This window comes from Pseudomonas sp. HLG18, from assembly GCF_051903985.1.
GTDB classification, from domain to species: Bacteria; Pseudomonadota; Gammaproteobacteria; order Pseudomonadales; family Pseudomonadaceae; genus Aquipseudomonas; species Aquipseudomonas fluorescens_BT.
In genome coordinates this window covers 6,128,555-6,153,418 of sequence record NZ_CP195831.1, presented here as the reverse complement: position 1 = coordinate 6,153,418, position 24,864 = coordinate 6,128,555, and the positions used below count along the sequence as shown (strand labels likewise).

At 59.1% G+C, this 24,864-nt stretch carries 21 protein-coding genes; 11 read left to right on the top strand and 10 right to left on the bottom strand.

Annotated elements, in window-relative coordinates; translation table 11 throughout:
* Window positions 1–11: 11 nt before the first annotated feature.
* On the top strand, window positions 12–362 hold the full coding sequence (locus ACSPX5_RS28080; protein ID WP_323160032.1) for a hypothetical protein: 351 nt from the start codon (window positions 12–14) through the stop codon (window positions 360–362).
* A 7-nt stretch (window positions 363–369) separates the two neighbouring features.
* Here ACSPX5_RS28080 and ACSPX5_RS28075 read toward each other — a convergent pair whose 3' ends face one another.
* The 4 genes from ACSPX5_RS28075 to ACSPX5_RS28060 form a co-directional block, all read right to left on the bottom strand.
* Entirely contained in the window at window positions 370–1,116 is a 747-nt protein-coding gene (locus ACSPX5_RS28075; RefSeq protein WP_323160033.1) for a FadR/GntR family transcriptional regulator, read from the bottom strand.
* A gap of 104 nt (window positions 1,117–1,220) precedes the next feature.
* The gene (locus ACSPX5_RS28070) at window positions 1,221–2,948 is read right to left on the bottom strand and encodes an ABC transporter ATP-binding protein/permease (RefSeq protein ID WP_439820680.1); all 1,728 of its coding nucleotides are present in this window, start codon (window positions 2,946–2,948) and stop codon (window positions 1,221–1,223) included.
* A 96-nt stretch (window positions 2,949–3,044) separates the two neighbouring features.
* On the bottom strand, window positions 3,045–3,605 hold the full coding sequence (locus tag ACSPX5_RS28065) for a response regulator transcription factor (protein ID WP_003221630.1): 561 nt from the start codon (window positions 3,603–3,605) through the stop codon (window positions 3,045–3,047).
* A complete protein-coding gene (locus ACSPX5_RS28060; protein WP_169428840.1) occupies window positions 3,598–4,860 on the bottom strand; it encodes an ATP-binding protein in 1,263 nt (420 codons plus the stop codon). Before ACSPX5_RS28060 ends, ACSPX5_RS28065 begins: the two co-directional genes overlap by 8 nt.
* A gap of 226 nt (window positions 4,861–5,086) precedes the next feature.
* Between ACSPX5_RS28060 and ACSPX5_RS28055 the strand changes: the two genes are divergently transcribed.
* A complete protein-coding gene (locus ACSPX5_RS28055; protein ID WP_085729587.1) occupies window positions 5,087–5,803 on the top strand; it encodes an SIMPL domain-containing protein in 717 nt (238 codons plus the stop codon).
* Between the two features lie 186 nt (window positions 5,804–5,989).
* On the opposite strand, the gene ACSPX5_RS28050 is transcribed toward ACSPX5_RS28055, so the two are convergent.
* A complete protein-coding gene (locus ACSPX5_RS28050; RefSeq protein WP_439820679.1) occupies window positions 5,990–6,349 on the bottom strand; it encodes a DUF6124 family protein in 360 nt (119 codons plus the stop codon).
* A 966-nt stretch (window positions 6,350–7,315) separates the two neighbouring features.
* On the opposite strand from ACSPX5_RS28050, the gene ACSPX5_RS28045 reads away from it, so the two are divergent.
* From ACSPX5_RS28045 to ACSPX5_RS28005, 9 genes are all read left to right on the top strand, one after another.
* Window positions 7,316–8,917 carry an ABC transporter substrate-binding protein gene (locus tag ACSPX5_RS28045; protein WP_439820678.1) on the top strand — a complete coding sequence of 534 codons (1,602 nt, stop codon included), beginning with the start codon at window positions 7,316–7,318 and terminating at the stop codon, window positions 8,915–8,917.
* A gap of 260 nt (window positions 8,918–9,177) precedes the next feature.
* A complete protein-coding gene (locus ACSPX5_RS28040; RefSeq protein WP_439820677.1) occupies window positions 9,178–10,800 on the top strand; it encodes an ABC transporter substrate-binding protein in 1,623 nt (540 codons plus the stop codon).
* 296 nt (window positions 10,801–11,096) lie between these two features.
* Complete coding sequence (locus ACSPX5_RS28035; RefSeq protein WP_439820676.1) at window positions 11,097–12,695, top strand: ABC transporter substrate-binding protein; 1,599 nt, start codon at window positions 11,097–11,099, stop codon at window positions 12,693–12,695.
* A gap of 177 nt (window positions 12,696–12,872) precedes the next feature.
* A complete protein-coding gene (locus ACSPX5_RS28030) occupies window positions 12,873–14,285 on the top strand; it encodes an OprD family porin (RefSeq protein ID WP_439820675.1) in 1,413 nt (470 codons plus the stop codon).
* 78 nt (window positions 14,286–14,363) lie between these two features.
* The gene (locus ACSPX5_RS28025) at window positions 14,364–15,959 is read left to right on the top strand and encodes an ABC transporter substrate-binding protein (protein ID WP_169428834.1); all 1,596 of its coding nucleotides are present in this window, start codon (window positions 14,364–14,366) and stop codon (window positions 15,957–15,959) included.
* A 74-nt stretch (window positions 15,960–16,033) separates the two neighbouring features.
* The gene (locus ACSPX5_RS28020; protein WP_007953665.1) at window positions 16,034–17,044 is read left to right on the top strand and encodes an ABC transporter permease subunit; all 1,011 of its coding nucleotides are present in this window, start codon (window positions 16,034–16,036) and stop codon (window positions 17,042–17,044) included.
* 11 nt (window positions 17,045–17,055) lie between these two features.
* Entirely contained in the window at window positions 17,056–17,982 is a 927-nt protein-coding gene (locus tag ACSPX5_RS28015) for an ABC transporter permease subunit (RefSeq protein ID WP_115076533.1), read from the top strand.
* Between the two features lie 10 nt (window positions 17,983–17,992).
* Window positions 17,993–18,961 (top strand): ABC transporter ATP-binding protein, encoded by a 969-nt coding sequence (locus ACSPX5_RS28010; protein WP_169428833.1) that lies wholly within the window; start codon window positions 17,993–17,995, stop codon window positions 18,959–18,961.
* Entirely contained in the window at window positions 18,961–19,941 is a 981-nt protein-coding gene (locus ACSPX5_RS28005) for a peptide ABC transporter ATP-binding protein (RefSeq protein WP_439820674.1), read from the top strand. Before ACSPX5_RS28010 ends, ACSPX5_RS28005 begins: the two co-directional genes overlap by 1 nt.
* A 108-nt stretch (window positions 19,942–20,049) precedes the next feature.
* Here ACSPX5_RS28005 and ACSPX5_RS28000 read toward each other — a convergent pair whose 3' ends face one another.
* The 5 genes from ACSPX5_RS28000 to ACSPX5_RS27980 form a co-directional block, all read right to left on the bottom strand.
* A complete protein-coding gene (locus ACSPX5_RS28000; RefSeq protein WP_323160042.1) occupies window positions 20,050–20,265 on the bottom strand; it encodes a hypothetical protein in 216 nt (71 codons plus the stop codon).
* A gap of 220 nt (window positions 20,266–20,485) precedes the next feature.
* Entirely contained in the window at window positions 20,486–20,908 is a 423-nt protein-coding gene (locus tag ACSPX5_RS27995; RefSeq protein ID WP_439820673.1) for a hypothetical protein, read from the bottom strand.
* Between the two features lie 329 nt (window positions 20,909–21,237).
* Window positions 21,238–21,498: a hypothetical protein gene (locus tag ACSPX5_RS27990; RefSeq protein ID WP_085729575.1), complete on the bottom strand. Its 261-nt coding sequence runs from the start codon at window positions 21,496–21,498 to the stop codon at window positions 21,238–21,240.
* Between the two features lie 160 nt (window positions 21,499–21,658).
* Window positions 21,659–22,867, bottom strand: a complete 1,209-nt coding sequence (locus tag ACSPX5_RS27985; RefSeq protein ID WP_169428829.1) for an MFS transporter — start codon at window positions 22,865–22,867, stop codon at window positions 21,659–21,661.
* Window positions 22,868–22,994: 127 nt separating this feature from the next.
* Window positions 22,995–24,578: a peptide chain release factor 3 gene (locus tag ACSPX5_RS27980; protein WP_102717839.1), complete on the bottom strand. Its 1,584-nt coding sequence runs from the start codon at window positions 24,576–24,578 to the stop codon at window positions 22,995–22,997.
* Window positions 24,579–24,864: the final 286 nt, after the last annotated feature.

Here is a 24,864-nt window from a genome sequence, read left to right as displayed (position 1 = left end):
GGACTTACATCATGACCGCACAACAAAGTGTCGTAGCCGCACCTGACTTGGTAGAGGCAGTTAAAGGAGTCGCTTACATTGAGAAGCTGAGTGATCCAACTCCCGCTTCAGTGTCCCAATACACTGAAGCAGCAATCGGCGACGTGATCGAGATGCTCGTCAGCACCTCGACCGGTAGCAATTGGAGTTCTCAACGCGTACTGAGCCAGCCATTATTCCCTGTCATCTTTGACATTCCAAAAAGCACGTTTGCCAATAACCTGGTGTCGGGAGCTACGGCTAATTTGCGCTACACGATTACTAAAGTCGGCAGCCCGAATGTGGTCACCTCCCCGACTTTGACAGTACGCCTCGAGCCGTAATCAACTCTCAACCCTGAGCCTGTGCCTCTTCATGCGCCTGACGCAGCCGTTCGCGGCTGTTGGTCAGGTGCAGACGCATGGCCGCTCGGGCGGCATCGGAATCCTGACGGGCAATCGCGTCATAGATTTCCTCGTGCTCGCGACTCAGGCGACTCATGTAGTGCTGCTGATCGTCATGGGCCAGTCGCGCCGAATTCAGGCGAGTACGCGGAATGATGCTGGTGCCCAGGTGGGTCATGATGTCGGTGAAGTAGCGGTTGCCGGTGGACAGCGCGATTTGCAGGTGGAACTGGAAATCCGACGCCACCGCATCGCTGGCGTGGGCCACGCTTTCGTTCAGCGCATCGAGGGCGGCGCGCATGGCGGCCAGTTGTTCGGCGCTGCGACGTTGTGCGGCGAGGCCGGCGGATTCGACTTCGAGGCTGATACGAAACTCGAGAATCGCCAGTACGTCACGCAGGGTGACCACAGTGGCCGGGTCGATGCGGAAACCGCTCGGGCTCGGCGTGTCGAGAACAAAGGTACCGATGCCGTGGCGGGTTTCGACTTGCCCTGCAGCCTGCAGCCGGGAAATCGCCTCGCGCACTACGGTGCGGCTGACGCCATGGGCTTCCATGATTGCCGACTCGGTAGGCAACTTGTCGCCACGCTTGAGCAGACCGTCGCGGATCTGCTCGGTCAGCACCGTCACCAGTTCCTGTGCCAGGCTGCGGCGCTTGCGAGGGAGGCGCGGGGTGTCGATCGGGTTTTCCATGGTCTGGGGTTATCTCGAATTTCGGCTAGAGAGGCATCATAGCCCAAGGAGGTTGTACGATCACCGTACTCTGTGGGAGCAGGCTCCCACAGATTCAGTGCACATCAGGCCGTGACGGTCTGCTCGACCAGATGCCCGCCATCGATCCGCACGTGCCGTGGATGGAAGCGCTTGAGGCTGCTGCGGTGGCCGACGCTGACGATGCTCAAGCCCGGCAACTGATCGATCAGCGCCTGATACAGCGTGGCCTCGTCTTCTTCGTCCATCGCCGACGTCGCTTCGTCCATGTACAGCCAGTGCGGTGCGTAGAGCAGCGCACGAGCAAAGGCCAGTCGTTGCTGCTCACCCGGCGAGAGCATGCGCTGCCAGTGATTGGCTTCGTCCAGTCGCGCCACCAGATGCGGCAGACGGCAGGTTTCCAGCACTTGTGCATAACGCTCTGGCGCGTAGGTATCGCCCGGTTGTGGATAGTTCAAGGCTTCGCGCAGTGTGCCGATCGGCAAATACGGCTTTTGCGGCAGGAACAGATAACGTGCCGCCGGCAAGCGGATACTGCCGTGCCCTGCCGGCCACAGATGCCCCATCGCCCGCAACAGCGTCGACTTGCCGCTGCCGGAGCGGCCGCTGAGCATTACTCGGTCGCCCGCCTCCACGGTCATGTGGGCGCTGGTCAGCAAATGACGACCATCGGCCAGATCCAGCCCGAGGTTGTGTACCTTCAATTCGCTGCCCTGATTCTGCACATCGATGGCCGGTGCCCGGTCTTCGTTTTCACTCATGGCCTGACGGAAGCTCAGCAGACGATCACAAGTGGCGCGCCAGGCCGCCAGATCCGAATACGCGCTGATGAACCAGCTGAAGTTCTCCTGCACATTGCCGAACGCCGAGTTGATCTGCATCAGCTCGCCCAGCTCGATCTTGCCTGCCAGGTAGCGCGGTGCCGCGACGATGAACGGAAAAATGATCGCGATCTGGCCATAACCCGAGGTGAAGAACGTCAGGCGCTTGGACACCCGCATGATGTCCCAGAAGTTGTGCCAGACCAGACCGAAGCGGCTGCTCAGACGACGGTTTTCGTTGGGCTCGCCGTTGTACAAGGCGATGCTCTCGGCGTTCTCACGCACTCGCACCATGGAGAAACGCAGGTCGGCTTCGAAGCGTTGTTGTTGGTTGTTCAGGCCGATCAGACGTCGACCGATCAGATGGGTCAGCCAACTGCCGACCGCCGCGTACAGCAGCGCACACCAGAACATGTAGCCGGGAATTTCGATGCCGAACACTTCGATGCTGCCGGACACACCCCACAGAATGATCGAGAACGACACCAGGCTGACCACCGTGCGGATCAGTCCCAGCCCGAGGCTCAGGGTGTTGGCGGTGAAGGTGTTGAGGTCTTCGGAAATCCGCTGGTCAGGGTTGTCGGTATAACCGCCCTGCTCCAGCTGGTAGTAATTCTTGTGCCCGAGCCAGCGCTTGAAGTGGTTCTCGGTGAGCCATGCCCGCCAGCGGATCGTCAGCATCTGCGTCAGGTACAGGCGATACACCGCGCCGAGGATAGCCACCGTGGCAATACCGCAGAAATACAGGATCAGTTGCCAGAACGCCGCCTCATCCTTCTTTTGCAGAGCGTTGTAGAAATCCTTGTACCAACTGTTGATCCACACCGAGATCGCCACGCTGAACAGCGAAAGCGCAATCACGGCCATCAGCAATGTCCAGGCCTTGCCCTTCTCTTCGCTGCGCCAGTAAGGCGTGGTCATGGCCCACACCTTGCGAAAAAACTGCCCGCGCACAGCATCGTTGACCGCGGAATATTCAGCGTTCTGATTCATGGATAAGGCTCGATAAAGAAAAGAACAGACACGCACCGATCATAGTTGATCGGTGCGCTTTATCGCGAGGGCTGGCGATGGCCGTTCAGCGCAGGTTCAGCGACGAACCGGGCGCTTCTGCAGTTTGCGCTGCAGGGTGCGGCGGTGCATGCCCAGGGCGCGGGCAGTGGCGGAGATGTTGCCTTCGTGCTCGGTCAGCACGCGCTGGATGTGTTCCCACTGCAGGCGGTCCACCGACATCGGGTTTTCCGGCACCAGGCTGTCGAGGTCGGCGTGCTCGGACAGCAGCGCCGCCAGCACGTCGTCGGCGTCCGCCGGTTTGCACAGGTAATTGCAGGCGCCTCGCTTGATCGCTTCGACGGCCGTGGCAATGCTCGAGTAACCGGTGAGGATCACCACGCGCATTTCCGGGTCCAGCTCCAGCAGCTTCGGCAGCAGGACCAGACCGGAGTCGCCGTCCATTTTCAGGTCCAGCGCGGCATAGTCCGGCAGATCGGCCTGGGCGATGGTCAGACCTTCCTCGGCGGAACCGGCGGTGCTGACGCGAAAGCCACGGCGGGCCATGGCACGGGCCATCACCCGGGTGAAGGTCGCGTCGTCATCGACCAACAGCAAATGCGGCAGTTCTTCGCCTTCGACTTGGATTTCGTCACTCATGTTGCTCTCCTCGGACGCCGTGGGGCAGGCGCAGCTCGGTGAGCGTGCCGCCTTCCTCATGACTATAGAGTTTCACTGAGCCGCCGGCGCGTGTCACGCTGGCCTTGCTCAAAAACAGGCCCAGGCCGAAGCCTTTGCCCTTGGTGGTAAAAAACGGTTTGCCGATCTGCTCGGCGATGGCCAGCGGCACACCGGCACCATGATCGCGGATGCTGATAGTCAGGTCTTCGGCGGTCCAGTCCAGGGTCACCTGAAGGTTTTCCGGGCAGGCGTCGGCGGCGTTGTTCAACAGATTCAACAAGGCCTGGGTCAGATCCGGGGGCGGCGCCACACGAGGCAGCGGGCCCTGGCCCAGGCGCTGGAAGCGGTAACTGGCCTCGGGACGCATCAGGTGCCAGCGATTGAGCGCTTCGTCGAGCCAGTCGGTAACGTCCTGCATCTCCACCGCCATCCGGCGATTGGCCTCGGCGGCGCGCACCAGTTGCTGCAGAGTCTCTTTGCAGAGCTTCACCTGATCCTTCAGCACCTTCAGGTCTTCCTGAAGCATCGGGTCGTGATGATCCTGCTGCATTTCGTTGAGCAACACGCTCATGGTCGCCAGCGGCGTACCCAATTCATGGGCGGCACCGGCGGCCTGAGTCGCCACGGCCAGCAACTGCTGATCGCGCAGACCTTCTTCACGGCGGATCGCCCGTAACTCCTCCTGCCGGCGCAACTCTTCAGCCATGCGCGCGGCGAAGAACGTAATCACTGCCGCCGCCAAGGCAAAGCTCAACCACATGCCGTAGATCTGCAGGTTCTCCCGGGCCACCGGCAGGGTTTCCAGCGGATAGAAATGCGTCAGCATCAGCGTATACAAGGCCAGCGCAATGCCCGACAGCACCACCGAGTAACGCCAGGGCAGCGTCACCGCAGCGATGGTCAGCGGCACCAGATAATACGAAACGAACGGGTTGGTCGAACCACCGGAGAAATACAGCAAGGCACTGTGGATAACCAGATCGCAGGCCAATTGCAGCGCGTATTCGAGCTCGGTCACCGGCCACGAAGTGCGCAGACGCACGGCGGTGAACACACACAGCAGAATCGAACAGCCGAGGGTCATCACCAGTTGCACCCACGGCAACGGCAACAGATCCAGCCAGTAGGCCAGGCCCACGGAACCGGCCTGCGCGGCGAGCACCAGGGTGCGGATGAAAGTCAGCCTCCAGAGGTTCTGGCGAGTGGCGGAAGTCAGTTGTACGGGGGCGAGCATGAGCTCTCCTGATGAGCGCTCCAGGCGGATCGCACGGAGTATAACCAAGGCGCGGGCTCGAGAGGCGAAAGTGCGGCAAACGACCACATGGCAAAAAGCGTCGCGGCGGCTATAAGGCCCATCTGTATAGAAGTTGTAACTGGGCGAACCGGATCATAGACGCTAGAGTCTGATGGTTTCATGCAGGCCCCCGAACCATCACCTGCGCCCTCATCAAGGAGCTTTCATGCACACATTTCGCCGCAGCGCCGCCCTTCTCGCCCTGACCGTCGGCAGTGTCGCCAGCCTTCCGGCCCTGGCTGCCGATGAGCTGCACTACAACCAGATTTCCCTGCGCGCCGAAGTCAGCCAGGAAGTGGCCCGCGACCTGATGATCGTGACCCTCTACACCGAAGAACAGAATACTGACCCGGCCAAACTCGCCGCCGACGTCAGCACCACCATGAACAAGGCACTGGCCCAGGCCAAGCAAGTCAAAGACATCACCCTGCGCCAGGGCAGCCGCAACAGCTACCCGATCTACGACACCAAGGGCCAGAAAATCACCGGCTGGCGCGAACGCGCCGAACTGCGTCTGGAAAGCGCCGACTTCGCCGCCCTGTCCAAGCTCACTGGCGAGCTGCTGACCGACCTGAAAATGGGCGGCATGGACTTCGCCATCGCCGACCCGACCCGCAAGGCCAGCGAAGACAAACTGCTGAAAGAAGCCGTCACCGCCTTCAAGGCCCGCGCCCAACTGGCCACCGACGCCCTGGGCGGCAAGGGCTACAAAATCGTCAACCTGAACCTCAACAGCAACGGCTTCCCACAACCGTACATGCGCGCCCCGATGATGATGAAAGCCGCCGGCATGGATTCGGCGCCCGTCACGCCTGAAGTCGAAGCCGGCACCAGCCAGGTCAGCCTGACCGCTGATGGCTCGATTGAAGTATTGATGCAGTGATTGAGTGACGGCTGAATGAAAAACCGGCGATCAGTGAATGATCGCCGGTTTTTTTGTGCCCGGGATTTGTGTTGTCAGCTCTGCCGTCATCGCTGGCAAGCCAGCTCCCACCAGTTCTGCGGATTTATTGAAATCGCGCACGACCCTGTGGGAGCGGGCTTGCCCGCGATGAACGATGACGCGGTCTCAAGCTCGCGGATCAACCCGGTCCAGCGCGCGATTCACCGCCAGCTCGGCCAGCATGATGATCTGCTGGATCCCGAGCGCCGTACTGCGCTGCGAACCGCTGAGCTCATTGGCGAAATTGCTGGCGATGGTACTGGCCGACGCCAGGGATTCGCAGGCATTGGCCAGCAGGCTTTCGGTGTCGACGTTGGGCGTGACCATGTACATCGTGCTCGGGCGTGGTTTGGAAAGGTTGGGGCAGAGATAGAAATCGAGGGCGCGTTTGATGGCTTCGCGGTTGCGGGCGAGGTCTTCGGCGCGCATGGCTTCTTCGAGGGGGGTGGGTGATTCGAGGGGTGGGTCGGGTACTGGCTTGTTCATGGAGCATTTCCTTATGAATTTGCGCCACTCATTTCCGATCTCACTCGTGAAATGAGGTGGCAACTATGTACGGAGTGAGATTACCGGTAAGGAAACCAACCCGGCCGGACCGAAGTCCGCCCGTACATAGCCGCCATAAAGAACTGCCGACAGCATGAACTGGCGGCGATTATGGGGTGGCTTGCGCTGGTTTCCAAATTCAGTAACCGGGAATCTCACCTCCCGATCGCAGATTGTTCTGCGACAACCAAAGACTAGAGAGCGTGCTTCCGACAGACAACCTGAAAACCTTGTGGGAAGGATCCTGTGTTGTTGTTGAGATTTAAACAGTTTCAAAAGCGGCCCTCACCCTAGCCCTCCCGAAACGTCGGACCGCCCGTAGGGAGAGGGGACTGACCGCGGTGTTTAAATGGAATACACCGACGTGAGATACCGAGGTGAACTCGGGTTTTAAAACGCATACAACTCCACTACGGCTTTGGTTTTGGCCTTGGCCTTGGCTTTGGCTTTGGCTCTGGCTTTGGCTTCCACCACTCAACACGATGAGCGTTAGCTCGAGTACCGCTTTTGATCTTCGGGCGACGTCGGAAGGCTGAGTGGAGGGATTTATCCGGGGGTGGGAGCGCAGCGACCGTTTGGCGAAGCCAAACACATCGAGAGGAGGTGCAGCGAAGCAAACCGTAGGCGATGCCCCCCGGATGAATCCCGGAGCGAAGGAACCCCGAGCCCTAGCGAGCGGGCCGAACGCAGGAGCAAGCGTTTTTGGTTACTTTTTAGGCGTTTGTAAAAAGTGACCCGCCGTAAGGGCGGAACCATAAGCGGCAGCACCCGAAAAAACGGATATGTTCACAACCTCCCCAGATATACCGAGATAGACACCTCACCTAGAAAAACGATATTTCCGCACCCACCGAAACCCCGGCTACCCTCCTCCCCACAACTACCTCCAATACACCCGGGGACTCCATGGATCGATTCACCCTCAAACCACTTCTAATAACCCTGGCCCTGACAGCCATAACCCCAATCGCAAACGCAGCCACAACCCTCGTCTACTGCTCCGAAGCCAGCCCCGCCGGCTTCGACCCCAGCCAATACACCAGCGGCACCGACTTCGACGCCTCCGCCGAAACCGTCTTCAACCGCCTCACCCAATTCAAACGCGGCGGCACCGACATCGAACCCGGCCTGGCCACAAGCTGGGACGTCAGCCCGGACGGCCTCCAGTACACCTTCCACCTGCGCCAAAACGTAAAATTCCACACCACCGACTACTTCACCCCGACCCGCACCTTCAACGCCGACGACGTGCTGTTCACCTTCCAGCGTCTGCTTGACCCGGACAACGCCTTTCGCAAGGCCTACCCCGCCGAGTCCCCGTACTTCACCGACATGGACCTGAACACCACGATCAAATCCGTGGAAAAACTCGACGAAAACACCGTGCGCTTCAACCTGAACAACGTCGACGCCGCGTTCGTGCAAAACCTCGCCATGAGCTTCGCTTCAGTGCAATCGGCCGAATATGCCGCGCAGTTGCTGAAGGAAGGCAAAGCGGCGGATATCAACCAGAAACCGGTCGGCACCGGCCCATTCGTGTTCAAGCGCTACCAGAAGGACTCGCAGATCCGCTACGCGGCGAACAAGGACTACTGGAAACCCGAAGACGTGAAAATCGACAACCTGGTGTTCTCGATCACCCCGGACGCCGCTGTCCGTCTGCAGAAGCTCAAGACCGGCGAATGCCAGGTCAGTGGCTACCCACGCCCGGCCGACATCGAAGTGATGGAAAAAGACCCGAACCTGCGCGTCTTGAAGCAGGCCGGTTTCAACCTCGGTTTCCTCGCCTACAACACCACCCATCCACCACTGGACCAGCTCAAGGTGCGTCAGGCACTGGACATGGCCATCGACAAACCGGCGATCATCAAGGCGGTTTACCAGAGTGCCGGGCAGTTGGCGCAAAACGCCTTGCCGCCCGCGCAATGGTCGTTCGATCCGAACATAAAAGACGCGCCGCACGACCCTGCAAAAGCCAAGGCGCTACTCAAGGAAGCAGGGGTTGCACCTGGTACAACCATCAACCTCTGGGCCATGACCGTGCAACGCGCTTCAAACCCCAATGCACGAATGTCGGCACAGATGATCCAGCAGGATTGGGAGAAGGTCGGCATCAAGGCCAACATCGTCAGCTATGAATGGGGCGAGTATATCAAGCGCGCCAAGAATGGCGAACACGACGCGATGATCTACGGCTGGACCGGTGACAACGGCGACCCGGACAACTGGCTGGGCGTGCTCTACAGCTGCGCGGCGGTGAAAGGCAGCAACTACGCCAAGTGGTGCGATCCGGCCTACGACAAACTGGTGCAGCAGGCCAAGGTGTCCACGGATAAATCGCAACGGGTAAAACTGTATCAACAGGCGCAACTGATCCTTAAACAGCAGGTGCCGATCACGCCGATCGCCAACTCCACGGTGTTCCAGCCGCTGCGCAAGGAAGTCACCGACTTCAGGATCAGCCCTTTCGGTCTAACCCCCTTCTATGGAGTGGGTATAAATAAGTAACACCGGGCCCCGATTCGGCGCGCAAAACGTGACCAATGCACCGTTTTGGGGCTTCGTTTGCACCGTAAAAACCGACCGCAAACGGTCAAATGCGTCAGAAGTTATACAGATGCGACATTAAGGTACGTTCGTGCCACCGTTTGATGCCGCCGGGCGCTCTGGATCTTGCATTGGGTATGGGCCCTGCATAAGTATCCGCAGGCACGACTCACGAGGTCGTACCTCAATATTAAAAAATGACAACAAATCATGAGGCCAACATGCTTAAACACGCGGTCATTCCGTTTTTAGTCGGCGCAGGCTTGTTAGCCTCCGCACCTTTCGCCACCGCTGCGACTAACCTGGTGTTCTGCTCCGAAGGCAGCCCGGCCGGTTTCGATCCAGGCCAGTACACCACCGGAACCGACTTCGACGCCTCAGCCGAAACCATGTTCAACCGTCTGACCCAGTTCGAGCGTGGCGGCACCGCCGTTGTTCCTGGGTTGGCGACCAGCTGGGACATTTCCCCGGACGGCCTGACCTACACCTTCCACCTGCGTGAAGGCGTGAAGTTCCACACCACCCCGTATTTCAAGCCGACTCGTGAGTTCAACGCCGACGACGTGCTGTTCACCTTCAATCGCATGATTAACAAGGATGACCCGTTCCGTAAGGCGTACCCGACCGAATTCCCGTACTTCACCGACATGGGGATGGATACCAACATCACCAAGATCGATAAAGTCGACGACCACACCGTCAAGTTCACCCTCAAAGAAGTCGACGCCGCGTTCATCCAGAACATGGCCATGAGCTTCGCGTCGATTCAGTCCGCCGAGTACGCAGCCCAGCTGCTGAAACAAGGCAAGGCTGCCGACATCAACCAGAAGCCGGTAGGCACTGGTCCGTTCGTGTTCAAGAGCTACCAGAAAGACTCCAACATCCGTTACACCGGCAACAAGGATTACTGGAAGCCTGAAGACGTGAAGATCGACAACCTGATCTTCGCCATCACCACCGACCCGTCGGTCCGTATCCAGAAGCTGAAAAAGAACGAGTGCCAGGTCACCCTGTTCCCGCGTCCGGCCGACCTCGCTGCACTGAAAGCCGACCCTGCGCTGAAGATGCCTGACCAGGCCGGCTTCAACCTGGGCTACATCGCCTACAACGTGATGGACAAGGTCAAGGGCAGCAACGAGCCGAACCCGCTGGCCGACCTGCGTGTTCGCCAGGCGCTGGACATGGCCGTCAACAAGCCACAGATCATCGACTCGGTTTACCAGGGCGCGGGCCAGCTGGCCGTCAACGCCATGCCACCGACCCAGTGGTCCTACGACACCACCATCAAGGACGCCAAGTACGATCCTGAGAAAGCCAAGCAGCTGCTCAAGGAAGCCGGCGTCAAGGAAGGTACCGAGATCGTCCTGTGGGCGATGCCGGTTCAGCGTCCGTACAACCCGAACGCCAAACTGATGGCCGAAATGCTCCAGTCCGACTGGAAGAAGATCGGTCTGAACGTGAAGATCACCAGCTACGAGTGGGGCGAGTACATCAAGCGTTCCAAAGGTGGCGAGAACCAGGCCATGATCATTGGCTGGAGCGGTGACAATGGTGATCCGGACAACTGGCTCAACGTGTTGTTTGGTTGCGACTCCCTGAGTGGCAACAACTTCTCCAAATGGTGCGATAAGAAATTCGACGGCCTCGTGAAAGAAGCCAAGCGCACCACCGACCAGGCCAAGCGCACCGAACTCTACAAAGAGGCGCAACACGTCCTCAAAGATGCAGTCCCTATGACACCTATCGCTCACTCGACGGTGTATCAACCCATGCGCGCCAACGTGCAGGACTTCAAGATCAGCCCATTCGGCTTGAACTCCTTCTACGGCGTCAGCATCAAGTAAAAAAGCCGGCGGCGACGTTTTCAGCGTTGCCGCCGTTTTTTTCTGCCGATTAGTCAGGAATTTGCCTACATCCATTTCCACCTGGCCCTACCAGGTTGGTTTAGGACGTGTCGCCTTTTCCTACGAGTCTTTAGGACTCTGCGCATTTACTGCCAGACCTGCGGTCCCTACCGTCAGGTTCTGACCAGTGACTGCGTGGGCTATCGGTTTGCTGTGGGTTTGAGCTCAATGCAGCCACAACTTCCCTGGAAGGGATCACGGCGCATTGAAAAACACTGAGATAAAGAGGGAGCGTCATGCGCCATACCTTGGTTTTTTCCGCATTGCTGGGCGCCGGCCTGCTGGCCGCCACGTCCGCGAGTTTTGCCGCCAGCGACAGCCTGGTGTTCTGTTCCGAAGGCAGTCCGGCCGGTTTCGATACCGCGCAGTACACGACGGCCACCGATAACGACGCCGCCGAACCGCTGTACAACCGCCTGGCTGAATTCGAAAAAGGCGCGACCAATGTCGTACCGGGTCTGGCAACGAGCTGGGATATTTCCGAGGATGGTCTCAAGTACACCTTTCACCTGCGTGAAGGGGTGAAGTTTCATTCAACGGCGTACTTCAAACCTACCCGCGATTTCAACGCCGACGACGTGCTGTTCACGTTTAACCGCATGCTCGATCCGCAACAGCCTTTCCGTAAGGCTTATCCGACCGAGTTCCCGTATTTCAACGGGATGAGCCTCAACAAGAACATCGCCAAGGTCGAAAAGACCGGGCCGCTGACCGTGGTGTTCACGCTCAACAGCGTCGACGCCGCGTTCATCCAGAACATCGCCATGAGCTTCGCCGCCATTCTGTCTGCCGAATACGCCAACAAATTGCTGGCCGAAGGCAAGCCGAGCGACATCAACCAGAAGCCGATCGGCACAGGGCCGTTCGTGTTCAAGAGCTATCAGAAAGACTCGAACATCCGCTACACCGGCAACCCGCATTACTGGGATCAGAGCCGGGTGAAGCTGAAGAACCTGATTTTCGCGATCAATACCGACGCCTCGGTTCGCGTGCAGAAGCTCAAGGCCGGCGAGTGCCAGGTCACGCTGCATCCACGCCCGGCGGATGTGCCGGCACTGAAGAACGACCCGAAACTGCAATTGATCGAAAAGCCGGGCTTCAACCTCGGCTACATCGCCTACAACGTGCGCCATAAACCGTTCGACCAGCTCGAAGTGCGGCAGGCGCTGGACATGGCGGTGAATAAACAAGGGATTCTCAACGCTGTTTATCAAGGCGCCGGTCAACTGGCCGTCAACGCCATGCCACCGACCCAGTGGGCCTACGACGACACCATCAAGGAAACCGCCTACAACCCGGAAAAAGCCAAGGCACTGCTCAAGGCTGCCGGCGTCAAGGAGGGCACAGAAATCAACCTGTGGGCCATGCCGGTGCAGCGTCCGTACAACCCGAACGCCAAGCTGATGGCCGAAATGCTCCAGGCTGACTGGGCCAAGATCGGTCTGAAAGTGAAGATCGTCAGTTACGAATGGGGCGAGTACATCAAGCGCACCAAGAATGGCGAACACGACATCAGCCTGATCGGCTGGACCGGTGACAACGGGGACCCGGACAACTGGCTCGGCACGCTGTACAGCTGCGACGCCATTGGCGGCAACAACTACTCCATGTGGTGCGACCCGGCTTACGACAAGCTGATCAAGGAGGCCAAGGTGGTCACCGACCGTGAGCAGCGCACCGTGCTCTACAAACAGGCCCAGCAGTTGCTTAAGCAGCAAGTGCCGATCACGCCTGTCGCCCACTCGACGGTCAACCAGCCGCTGAGCGCGAGAGTCGAGGGGTTCAAGGTGAGCCCGTTCGGTCGCAACGTGTTTTCGGGTGTCAGCATCGATTAAACAAAAAACCGACTAGCCGCATCGCTGAGGAGGCCGTCTACCTCCTCACGCAAGCGCTTTGCCGAAATTCGCCAATCAGGCCTTTTGCAAACGTTTGCGATGTGTGAATGAGTTCTAAAACCAAAAACCGGCCCTATAAAAAAGCCGGCATAAAAAGAAAGTAAAGGAGCTTCACCCATGAAACTGAGCAGCACCGCGATACTGGCCCTGGCCATCAGCAGCATCACCGCCACGGCTTATGCCGAGGAACAGAGCCAGGCGTTCACCCCGGTTACCGTCAACGAGCAGAGCGCCCAGGCTGAAGCCACCGGTTTTCTCGAAGGCTCCAAAATCAGCGGCACGACCCGTAACTGGTACGCCAACGAGCAACTGAAACGTGGCGGCAAGTTCACCTACCGCAAAGACGGCGTTGCAACCCCGACCGATCGCCGTATCAACTGGGTGCAGGGCACCATCGTCAACTACACCTCCGGCTTCACTCAGGGCACCGTCGGTGTCAGCACTGAAGTGGCCGCGTACAACGCCGTTGCCCTGGAGCGCGACCGCAAGGATCTGGCCTCCAACAATGGTGGCGCACCGGGCTCGCGTCCAGGCGCAGGCAACAACCGTACCCTGACCAAAGAAGGCGGTGATGCCGAAGGTCAGTGGAGCAAACTGGGCCTGGCCAACGTCAAGTTCCGCATTTCCAACACCACCCTGACCGCTGGTCGCCAGAACTTCAGCACCCCCATCGTCGACACCATCGGCAACCGTGCGCTGCCTTCGAGCTTTGAAGGTGTCAGCCTGCACAGCGAAGAGCTGAACAACCTGTCGTTCGACGCCGGCAGCTTCGACCGCGTATCGCCGCGTACCGAAGAAAGCCTGTCGAAATTCCGCTCCGAGTACACCAACAACAATGCCGAAACCGATCGCGTGAGCATCGTCGGCCTGAACTACCAGCCGCTGAAAAGCCTGAAGACCAGCCTGTACGCTTCCAAGGTTGAAGACTTCTGGAACCAGTACTACTTCGGCGCCACCCACGAGTTGGGTGACAGCAATGTCGTGAGCCTGACCACCGGCCTGAACTACTACAAGACCGTCGATACCGGCAAAAAAGAGATGGGCAACATCGACAACGACACCTACTCCCTGTCGTTCGGCCTGACCCACCAGGCACACAGCCTGACCTTCTCGTACCAGGAAATTAACGGTAACGAGTACTTCGACTACCTGCACGAAACCAACGGCATCTACCTGGCCAACTCCCTGCTGTCCGACTTCAACGGCCCGAACGAGAAATCCTTCCAGGTCGCCTACGGTCTGAACATGGCCGAGTACGGCGTACCAGGCCTGAAGTTCAACATCTACCAGGCTCGCGGCTGGGGCATCGACGGTACTCACTACACCGGCACTGCGTATGACGTGAAAAACATGGACGGCGAACACCACTACGAATACGGCATCGGTGCCACCTACGCGGTACAGAGCGGTCCGCTCAAGGCGACCACCGTGCGCGCCACCTACACCGCTCACCGTGCCAGCGAAAACCAGGCTGACGGCAGCATCAACGAGTTCCGTCTCGTGACCACCGTACCATTCAACATTCTGTAAAAACGCGTGCCGACGGCTGACTCAGTGACGAGTCGGCCGTTCGGCTTTTTGTCTTCAACCGATTGCAGAGGGTTAACGATGAAAATGCTTCCCCTACGTGCGGCCGTCGCTGCCGCCTTGTTGAGCGCCGCCATCGGCGTCTCGGCCAAACCCTTGGTGGTCTGCACCGAAGCCAGTCCGGAAGGCTTCGATATGGTCCAGTACACGACTGCAGTCACTGCCGACGCGGTGGCCGAAACCATCTTCAACCGTCTGGCGGACTTCAAGCCCGGCACCACCGAAGTGATTCCGGCACTGGCCGAGTCCTGGGACATCAGCGAAGACGGCCTGACCTACACGTTCCACCTGCGCAAAGGCGTCAAGTTTCACACCACCGACTATTTCAAGCCGACCCGCGACATGAATGCCGACGACGTGGTCTGGAGCTTCCAGCGTCAGCTGGACCCGAATCACCCGTGGCACAAGCTGTCGAGCGTGGGCTTCCCGTACTTTGAAAGCATGGGCTTCAAGGAACTGCTCAAAAGCGTCGAGAAAGTCGACGACAACACGGTCAAGTTCACCCTGACCCGACGCGAAGCGCCGTTCCTGGCCGACATCGCCATGGCGTTCTCCTCGATCTATCCGGCCGAATACGCCGACCAGTTGCTCAAGGCCAACAAGACCGGCGACCTGAACAGCAAACCGATCGGCACCGGGCCGTTCATCTTCCAGCGCTACAACAAGGACGCCCAGGTACGCTTCAAGGCCAACCCGGACTACTTCCGTGGCAAGCCTCCGGCTGACGCGCTGATCCTGGCGATCGCCACCGACAACAACGTGCGTTTGCAGAAGCTCAAGGCCAACGAGTGCCAGATCGCGCTGTATCCGAAACCGGATGACATCCCGAGCATCAAGAAAGACAGCAACCTGAAAGTCGACGAACTGGATGCGATGACCGTCTCGTACGTCGCCATGAACACCCAGCACAAGTACATGAGCGACGTGCGGGTGCGCAAAGCCATCGACATCGCCTTCGACAAGGAAGCCTACGTCAACGCGCTGTTCGGCAAGGGCAACGCGACCGTCGCGGTCAACCCGTACCCGCCGACCCTGCTGGGCTACAACCACGAGCTGAAGAACCCGCCACGTGACCTCGACAAGGCCCGCGCCCTGCTCAAGGAAGCCGGCGTGCCGGAAGGCACCGTGTTCACCCTGTTCACCCGCAATGGCGGCGGCCCGACCAACCCGAACCCGATGCTCGGCGCACAAATGATGCAGGCTGACCTGGCGAAAGTCGGGATCAAGATCGACATCCGTGTGATGGAATGGGGTGAAATGCTCAAGCGCGCCAAGGCCGGCGAACACGATATGGTGTCGGCCGGATGGGCGGGCGACAACGGCGACCCGGATAACTTCCTGACGCCTATGCTCAGTTGCGAAGCCGCCAAGAACGGCGAAAACTACGCTCGCTGGTGCAACGAGAAATTCCAGACACTGCTCGACGAAGCACGGGCTAAAGTAGATCCGGCCGAACGCGCCAAGCTGTATGAACAAGCCCAGGTGCTGTTCAATCAGGACCAACCGTGGATCAGCATGGCCCACACCCGGATGTTCACTGCAATGCGCAACAACGTTGAGGGTTATCACATCAGCCCTCTGACAACCAATAACTTCGCCACCACCCAGGTGAAGTAGATAAGAAAACTCCCGGTTTCCCTGACCCCAGGGAAACCGGGCACGCCTAACCGGCTGATGAGGTACCACACACGATGTTTAGTTTTATTGCCCGCCGACTGGGGTTATTGATCCCCACGTTTTTCGGCATCACCTTGCTGACTTTCGCGTTGATTCGCATGATTCCCGGCGACCCCGTGGAAGTGATGATGGGCGAACGTCGGGTCGACCCCGAAATGCACGCTCAGGCAATGGAACGCCTCGGTCTGAACAAACCGCTGTACGCCCAGTACCTGGACTACATCGGCAAACTGGCCCACGGCGACCTCGGTGAATCCCTGCGCACCCGCGAGAGCGTATGGACCGAGTTCACCTCCCTCTTCCCGGCGACCCTGGAACTGTCCATGGCCGCCCTGCTGTTCGCCGGCATCCTGGGCCTGTTGGCCGGGGTGATTGCGGCCCTCAAGCGAGGATCCCTGTTCGACCACGGGGTGATGGGCATCTCCCTGGCGGGGTACTCGATGCCGATTTTCTGGTGGGGCCTGATCCTCATCATGTTCTTCTCCGTGAGCCTGGGCTGGACCCCGGTATCCGGACGGATCGACCTGCTTTACGACATCGAGCCGCGCACCGGTTTCATGCTGATCGACACCCTGCTGGCCGATGACATGGGCGCGTTCCTCGATGCCCTGCACCACCTGATCCTGCCGGCCATCGTGCTGGGCACCATTCCGCTGGCGGTGATCGCGCGGATGACCCGTTCGTCGATGCTCGAAGTATTGCGTGAAGACTACATCCGTACCGCCAAGGCCAAAGGCCTGTCGCCGTCGCGCGTAGTGTTCGTGCACGGCCTGCGCAACGCGCTGATCCCGGTGTTGACCGTGGTCGGCCTGCAAGTCGGTACCCTGCTGGCCGGTGCGGTCCTGACCGAAACCATTTTCTCCTGGCCCGGCATCGGTAAATGGCTGATCGAAGCCATCGGCGCCCGGGACTACCCGGTTGTGCAAAACGGCATCCTGTTAATCGCCTGCCTGGTGATTCTGGTCAACTTCGTGGTGGACATCCTCTACGGCTTTGCCAACCCACGCATCCGTCATCAGCGCTGAGGTCAATACCCATGAGCACTCCAACTTCCTCAGTAGTCACCGCCGCCACCGCCGTGGATCAAAGTCTGCTGTACCCGTCACCGTACAAAGAGTTCTGGCAGGCCTTTGCCAAGAACAAGGGCGCCGTCGCCGGTCTGCTGTTCATGCTGCTGGTAATTTTCTGCGCGATTTTCGCGCCGTGGGTCGCCCCGCATAACCCGAGCGAGCAATACCGTGACTTCCTGCTGACGCCGCCGGCGTGGCTCGAAGGCGGGCAGATGCAATTCCTGCTCGGTACCGACGAACTGGGTCGCGACCTGCTGTCGCGTCTGATCCAGGGTTCGCGTCTTTCGCTGCTGATCGGTCTGTCGTCGGTGGTGATGTCGCTGATCCCGGGGATTCTGCTGGGCCTGTTCGCCGGCTTTTTCCCGAAAATGATTGGCCCGACCATCATGCGTCTGATGGACATCATGCTGGCCCTGCCGTCGCTGCTGCTGGCCGTGGCGATCGTCGCCATCCTCGGCCCAGGCCTGATCAACACCGTGATCGCGATTGCCGTGGTGTCCTTGCCGTCCTACGTGCGTCTGACCCGTGCCGCGGTGATGGGCGAACTGAACCGCGACTACGTGACCGCTGCGCGCCTGGCCGGTGCCGGTCTGCCACGCCTGATGTTCATCACCGTGCTGCCCAACTGCATGGCACCGCTGATCGTCCAGGCGACCCTGAGCTTCTCCTCGGCGATCCTCGATGCCGCCGCCCTGGGCTTCCTCGGCCTCGGCGTCCAGCCGCCAACCCCTGAGTGGGGCACCATGCTGGCTTCGGCCCGCGACTACATCGAACGCGCCTGGTGGGTCGTGAGTCTGCCTGGTTTGACCATTTTGCTCAGCGTGCTGGCAATCAACTTGATGGGCGACGGTCTGCGCGATGCGCTGGACCCGAAACTCAAGAACGCCGCCTGAGGAGATTCCCATGTCACTGCTAGAAATCAAGAATCTCAACGTTCGCTTCGGCGACAAGAACGCCACACCCGTGGTCGACGGCCTCGACCTGAAAGTCGACAAGGGCGAAGTCCTGGCGATCGTGGGCGAGTCGGGTTCCGGCAAGTCCGTGACCATGATGGCGCTGATGGGCCTGATCGAACACCCGGGGATCGTCACTGCCGACTCCCTGAGCTTCGACGGTAAAGACATGCTCAAACTGAGCAATCGCCAGCGTCGGCAGATCGTCGGTAAGGACCTGTCCATGGTGTTCCAGGATCCGATGACCGCCCTGAACCCAAGCTACACCGTCGGTTTCCAGATCGAGGAAGTGCTGCGCCTGCACCTGAAAATGTCCGGCAAGGCCGCCCGCAAGCGCGCCATCGAACTGCTGGAAAAGGTTGAAATCCCGGGCGCCGCGAACCGTATGGACGCCTACCCGCATCAACTGTCCGGCGGCATGAGCCAGCGCGTGGCAATTGCCATGGCGATTGCCGGCGAGCCGAAACTGCTGATCGCCGACGAACCGACCACCGCACTCGACGTGACGATTCAGGCGCAGATCATGGACCTGCTGCTGGCGTTGCAGAAAGAACAGAACATGGGCCTGGTGCTGATCACCCACGACCTCGCCGTGGTGGCCGAAACCGCCCAGCGCGTGTGCGTGATGTACGCAGGGCAAGCCGTTGAAGTCGGTCAGGTGCCGCAACTGTTCGACATCCCCGCGCACCCGTACAGCGAAGCGCTGCTCAAGGCGATTCCGGAGCACAGCCAGGGTGCCGAGCGTCTGGCCACCCTGCCGGGCATCGTTCCGGGCCGTTACGACCGTCCGCAAGGCTGCCTGTTGTCACCGCGCTGCCCGTACGTGCAGGACAGCTGCCGCGCACAGCGTCCGACCCTTGACCCGAAAAGCCACAGCCTCGCCCGCTGCTTCTACCCGCTGAACCAGGAGGTGGCGTAATGGCCGTCGTACTTACCGCCCGCGACCTGACCCGTCACTACGAAGTCTCCCGTGGCCTGTTCAAGGGCCACGCGACCGTGCGCGCCCTCAACGGTGTGTCGTTCGAACTGGAAGCCGGCAAGACCCTCGCCGTTGTGGGCGAATCGGGCTGCGGCAAATCCACCCTGGCCCGTGCCCTGACCCTGATCGAGGAGCCGTCGTCCGGCTCCCTGAAAATCGCAGGGCAAGAAGTGGCCGGCGCCGACAAGGCCCAGCGCAAGCAACTGCGCAAAGACGTGCAGATGGTGTTCCAGAGCCCATACGCCTCGTTGAACCCACGGCAGAAGATCGGTGATCAACTGGCCGAGCCGCTGCTGATCAACACCAATCTGTCGGCCGCCGAACGTCGCGAGAAAGTCCAGGCGATGATGAAGCAGGTCGGCTTGCGTCCCGAGCATTATCAGCGCTATCCGCACATGTTCTCCGGCGGTCAGCGTCAGCGTATCGCGCTGGCCCGAGCGATGATGCTGCAACCGAAAGTGCTGGTGGCGGACGAACCGACCTCGGCGCTCGATGTGTCGATCCAGGCCCAGGTACTGAACCTGTTCATGGATCTGCAGCAGGAGTTCAACACCGCCTATGTGTTCATCTCGCACAACCTCGCGGTGGTGCAACACGTGGCCGATGACGTGATGGTGATGTACCTCGGCCGCCCCGTGGAAATGGGTCCGAAGAACGACATCTACGAACGCCCGCTGCACCCGTACACCCAGGCGCTGCTGTCGGCGACCCCAACCATCCATCCGGACCCGAACAAGCCGAAAATCAAGATCGTCGGCGAGTTGCCTAACCCGCTGAACCCGCCACCGGGCTGTGCTTTCCACAAGCGCTGCCCGTACGCGACCGAGCGTTGCAGTACTGAAGAACCGATGTTGCGCCACCTCGACAATCGGCAGGTGGCTTGCCACTACGCCGAACAGTTCCTCGACGGCGCGGCATGAAAAAACCCGCCCGGTTTCCTGGGGCGGGTTGTTGATGATGTTGACCAAACCCCTTCTGCCTCGATTGCGCATCAGTCGAGAAAGAAGGGGTTTTCTTTTTTCCGGAATTTACGTCTGGCTATCGCCTTCATCCGGATCATCGGAGTCCGGCTCGTCGGTGATCGAGTCGTCATCGTCGGCGCTGCCACCCTGGCCCTGATCGCCCGGCTCGGACTCGGACTTGGCCAGCATCAGCGCGCTGTGCCCCACCTGCCCGCTGGACGCCTGGGTATCGTGATCCTCGCACTCGGCCCAGGCCGTCGCGGTGCCGAGCAGCTCCTCCACGGCGTGGCAAAGTAAACGCTCATGTAATTGTGGCGGTATTCAAACAATCAGCCAAACCGCTTTCTTCCAAAACGACAATTGGAAGAAAGCGGTTGTTCAGCGAGCATCACAAAGATACAGAAGACCTTTTTTCCAAACCACAACAAAAGCCCCCCTCCCTTTCGCCAATAACTCCAGACAATTTAAAAATCAAACAAAAGCCTAACCCATGAATTAAGGATTACAGCTCCTCAAACCCCACAAATTCACCTAGAACCACGACTTTATCCTTAACATCACCTGTAGCACTTTCCAACTTCAACCTAGCTTCAAATTCGGCACTTTCAGAAAAATCATCGAACTTTTTAAACACGATAGTTCCTGAAACACCATCATAGGTAACCCCCTCAGCGCTCTTATAATAAGCTAACGCAGTTTCCTTGTCTCCGGACCAAGCCGCTTGTATATCGTAACTTACGTTCTCTTTAACATCTAAAGTTCGCATAAAAAAACCCAGTTGCTCCGTTGCCATCCTGCCGTCAAAAGAATAGCCTTTATCCGATAGATTTTTCTGAAAAGAAACATCAGTAGTCGAAAAACCTGGCACTGAAGTTCCAGTGGCCTGCAATTTCCCGGTAGTATTCTTGCTTTCGTCAGTACTCATCATACGATTCCTTTTAGTAATTAAAAGTATCTAACTGCACGAATACTTATAAGGAGCAAACAGCACGGCGTCTACTGTCATTTCTGACAGGTCTGGAACAATCAATGTGAAATTCCGACAAACGGCTCGCATTGCAAGCAGGAGATTTTCAAGCAGAGCCGACAACTTTGCGGATCCGCGGGAAACATAGAGGAAGGATAGTCCGGACTAAAGCCTGAAGTATTTTAGTCTTCGGTAACTTCAAACTGTTTTCTCGTTTACTCCCCTCTTCCACCTCGATTGCGATTGCACATCAGTCGAGGCAGAAGAGGTTTTCTATTGTCTGCAATCTACGTCTGGCTGTCCCCTTCATCCGGATCATCGGAGTCCGGCTCGTCGGTGGTCGAGTCGTCATCGTCGGCGCTGCCACCCTGGCCCTGGTCGCCCGGCTCGGACTCGGACTTGGCCAGCATCAGCGCGCTATGCCCCACCTGCCCGCTGGAGGCCTGGGTATCGTGATCCTCGCACTCGGCCCAGGCCGTCGCGGTGCCGAGGGACAGCATCACCATCACTTTCAACAGCAGCAAAACCCGTAGCAACCTGTTTTTCATAGCCGAGTCCATCCTGTTCCAGGTGAGAAATTCATGCTGACCTGACGCTGATTGAAATCTAGTTCCGATCCGCCGGGTTCACCAGATAGGACGTTGCCCCATGCCCGAAAATGCCATGCGTGGACAGACCGCTTTCGAATAACGCCTATAACCGGATCGGCTAAGCATTTGCGCATTGCGTGGTTCGAATACGGGTGGCCTGATAAATCAGCGGTACTGACAGCGAGGCCAGTACGGCACTCGCCAGCCAGACACTGTGGCCACCGAACTGGCCGTAGAGCTGCCCACCCAGCACCGGCGACAACAGGGAACTCGCACTCCAGGCCATGAAGAACAGACCGAAGTAACGGCCGCTTTTTCCGGTTTGTGCATGCTGCATTACCAGCACGTTCAACGGTGGCATGAACAACGCCTCCCCCAGCGTCCAGATGACTGTCGAGAGACAGGCATAAAACAAGCCGGAACCCAGCGGCAACATGCCGAGTCCGACCGCCAGCAGCACACAACCGGCGATCAATGGCCGACGCGCGCCCCAGCGTTCCCCCCAGTGCGACATGGGAATCTGCAGCGCTACCACCAGAATCGCGTTGATCGCGAACTGCCAGCCGATGGCCTCGGTGCTCAAACGGTAATAGTCGCGAAGATAGTTGCCCAAGGTGCTGTAGACCGTGTCGAACGACATGCCAAGAAGGACGGTCGCCGCCAGCAACCAGAGAAATGGTTTGTCGCGATAGGGAAGGCCCGACCCCGATTGCGCCGGTGGCGCCTCGTCAGCGATCAGCACCGGCCGGCGCCAGGTCGTGCGGATGAACCAGAGCAGCGCCAGCAGCGTGAGCCCGGCACTGATGAAAAACACCCAGCGAAAATCCACCTGTGCCAGAACACCGCCCGCCACACCGGCAGCGGCCATCCCGAGGTTCCGGGCGATGCGACTCAAGGCCTGCGCCCGTGGGCGCTGCGCAACCTCGCAATACTCCATGATCAGTCGCTGATGCAGGGTGCGAATCGCGCCATCGAGAGTGCCGCTGAGCAATAACAACCCGGCCAGCAACGGCACTTGCGTAACCAGACCCAGCAAGACCAGAACCCACGCAGAGACAAAGAACAGCGCCGCCGTCAGGCGCGCCGTGCGGACGTGGTCACTGAGCCATCCGCCGAGCATCGAGCCGATCAGCAGACCACCGCCATATGCCGACAGCAGCCAGCCGACGGTTTCAATCGCCAGCCCCAGCTCCTGGCGCAAGTACAACGCCATGAACAGCTTGACCATGCTGCTCAGGCGATTAATGAAGAGCAACGCCGCCAGCACCCAGGCCATCAGGCTGAAATAACCATTGGGCCGAAGCAGATAAGCGAGCCTCCCTGTCATTCGATCGCTCCCTTATTGATGGGACCAGATGCACTGCGCCCGACTTGAATGAGTTCGCATACTTAATCAACACGCAAAAAAAACCCACTGTTTTAACAGTGGGCTTTCGGGTGTCGCCAGTCAGCGCTTAGTGGTGCTCACGCGTCGCACGGAATTTCACGTCCGGCCAGCGCTCTTCCATCAGGGCCAGGTTGACCCGGGTCGGCGCCAGGTAAGTCAGATGACCGCCGCCGTCCAGCGCCAGGTTTTCCACCGCCTTGTTGGAGAATTCCTCGAGCTTCTTCTTGTCGCTGCATTCGATCCAGCGCGCGGAATAGACGGTGATCGGCTCGTAGGAGCACTCGACCTTGTATTCCTCTTTCAGGCGGCTGGCGACCACATCGAACTGCAGCACACCGACGGCGCCGAGGATGATGTCGTTGCTGCGCTCCGGGAAGAACACCTGGGTCGCGCCTTCTTCGGCCAGCTGTTGCAGGCCCTGGCGCAGTTGCTTGGATTTCAGCGGATCGCGCAGGCGTACGCGGCGGAACAGTTCCGGGGCGAAGTGCGGGATACCGGTGAAGCCCAGGGTTTCGCCTTCGCTGAAGGTGTCACCGATCTGGATCGTGCCGTGGTTGTGCAGACCGATGATGTCGCCGGCGTAAGCTTCTTCGAGCTGTTCACGCTCGGAGGAGAAGAACGTCAGGGCGTCGCCGATGCGCACGTCCTTGCCGGTACGCACGTGACGCATCTTCATGCCTTTCTCGTACTTGCCCGAGCAAATGCGCATGAAGGCGATGCGGTCGCGGTGTTTCGGGTCCATGTTTGCCTGGATCTTGAAGATGAAGCCCGAGAACTTTTCTTCCACCGGCTCCACGGTACGCTCGTTGGCCACACGTGGCAGCGGACGCGGTGCCCAGTCGACTACGGCGTCGAGCACGTGATCGACACCGAAGTTGCCCAGTGCGGTACCGAAGAACACCGGGGTCAGCTGACCGTCGAGGAACTCCTGCTGGTTGAACTCGTGGCAGGCGCCCTGCACCAGTTCCAGCTGTTCGAGGAAGCGGTCGTACTCGTCGCCCAGGTGGGCGCGGGCTTCGTCGGAATCAAGCTTTTCGATGATCTTGGTTTCGGTGCGTTCGTGACCGTGACCGGCGGTGTAGACAATGATGTAGTCGTCGGCCAGGTGGTAAACGCCCTTGAAGTCGCGATAGCAACCGATCGGCCAGGTGATCGGCGCGGCCTTGATCTTCAGAACGGCTTCGATTTCGTCGAGCAGCTCGATCGGGTCACGGATGTCACGGTCGAGTTTGTTGATGAAGCTGACGATCGGCGTGTCACGCAGACGGCAGACGTCCATCAGCGCAATGGTACGCGGCTCAACACCTTTACCGCCGTCGAGGACCATCAAGGCCGAGTCCACCGCGGTCAGGGTGCGGTAGGTGTCTTCGGAGAAGTCTTCGTGGCCCGGGGTGTCGAGCAGGTTGATCATGTGTTCGCGATACGGGAACTGCATGACCGACGTGGTAATGGAAATACCCCGCTGCTTCTCCATCTCCATCCAGTCGGATGTCGCATGGCGGTCGGATTTACGGGATTTCACCGTACCGGCCACTGCAATCGCCTTGCCCATCAACAGGAGCTTTTCGGTGATCGTGGTTTTACCGGCATCGGGGTGGGAAATAATGGCGAAAGTGCGGCGTTTCGCGACTTCGGCGGCCTGTCTGGTCATGGGAAATCGCCTGGCGGTGATTCAAAAAAGGGCCGCGATTATAGCCCAAGTCAAGACAATAACCGAACCGTTGAGCACATTAAGGGTGGCCAAATGCTGCCTCAGATGGGAACCTTTTAAAGCACGGAGACGTCCATCCCCTGTTACGACTTTTCGTCAGGGGCTGAAAAATCAGCAAGTTAGCCTGACGAGGCTGCGCTCATGGCTCACTTTCAGACCGCTTTTGGCCGGTACTGGGGGAGCTGCTTCTCGCGAACGTTCACGCCCGGCAGCCAGGCATGGCATG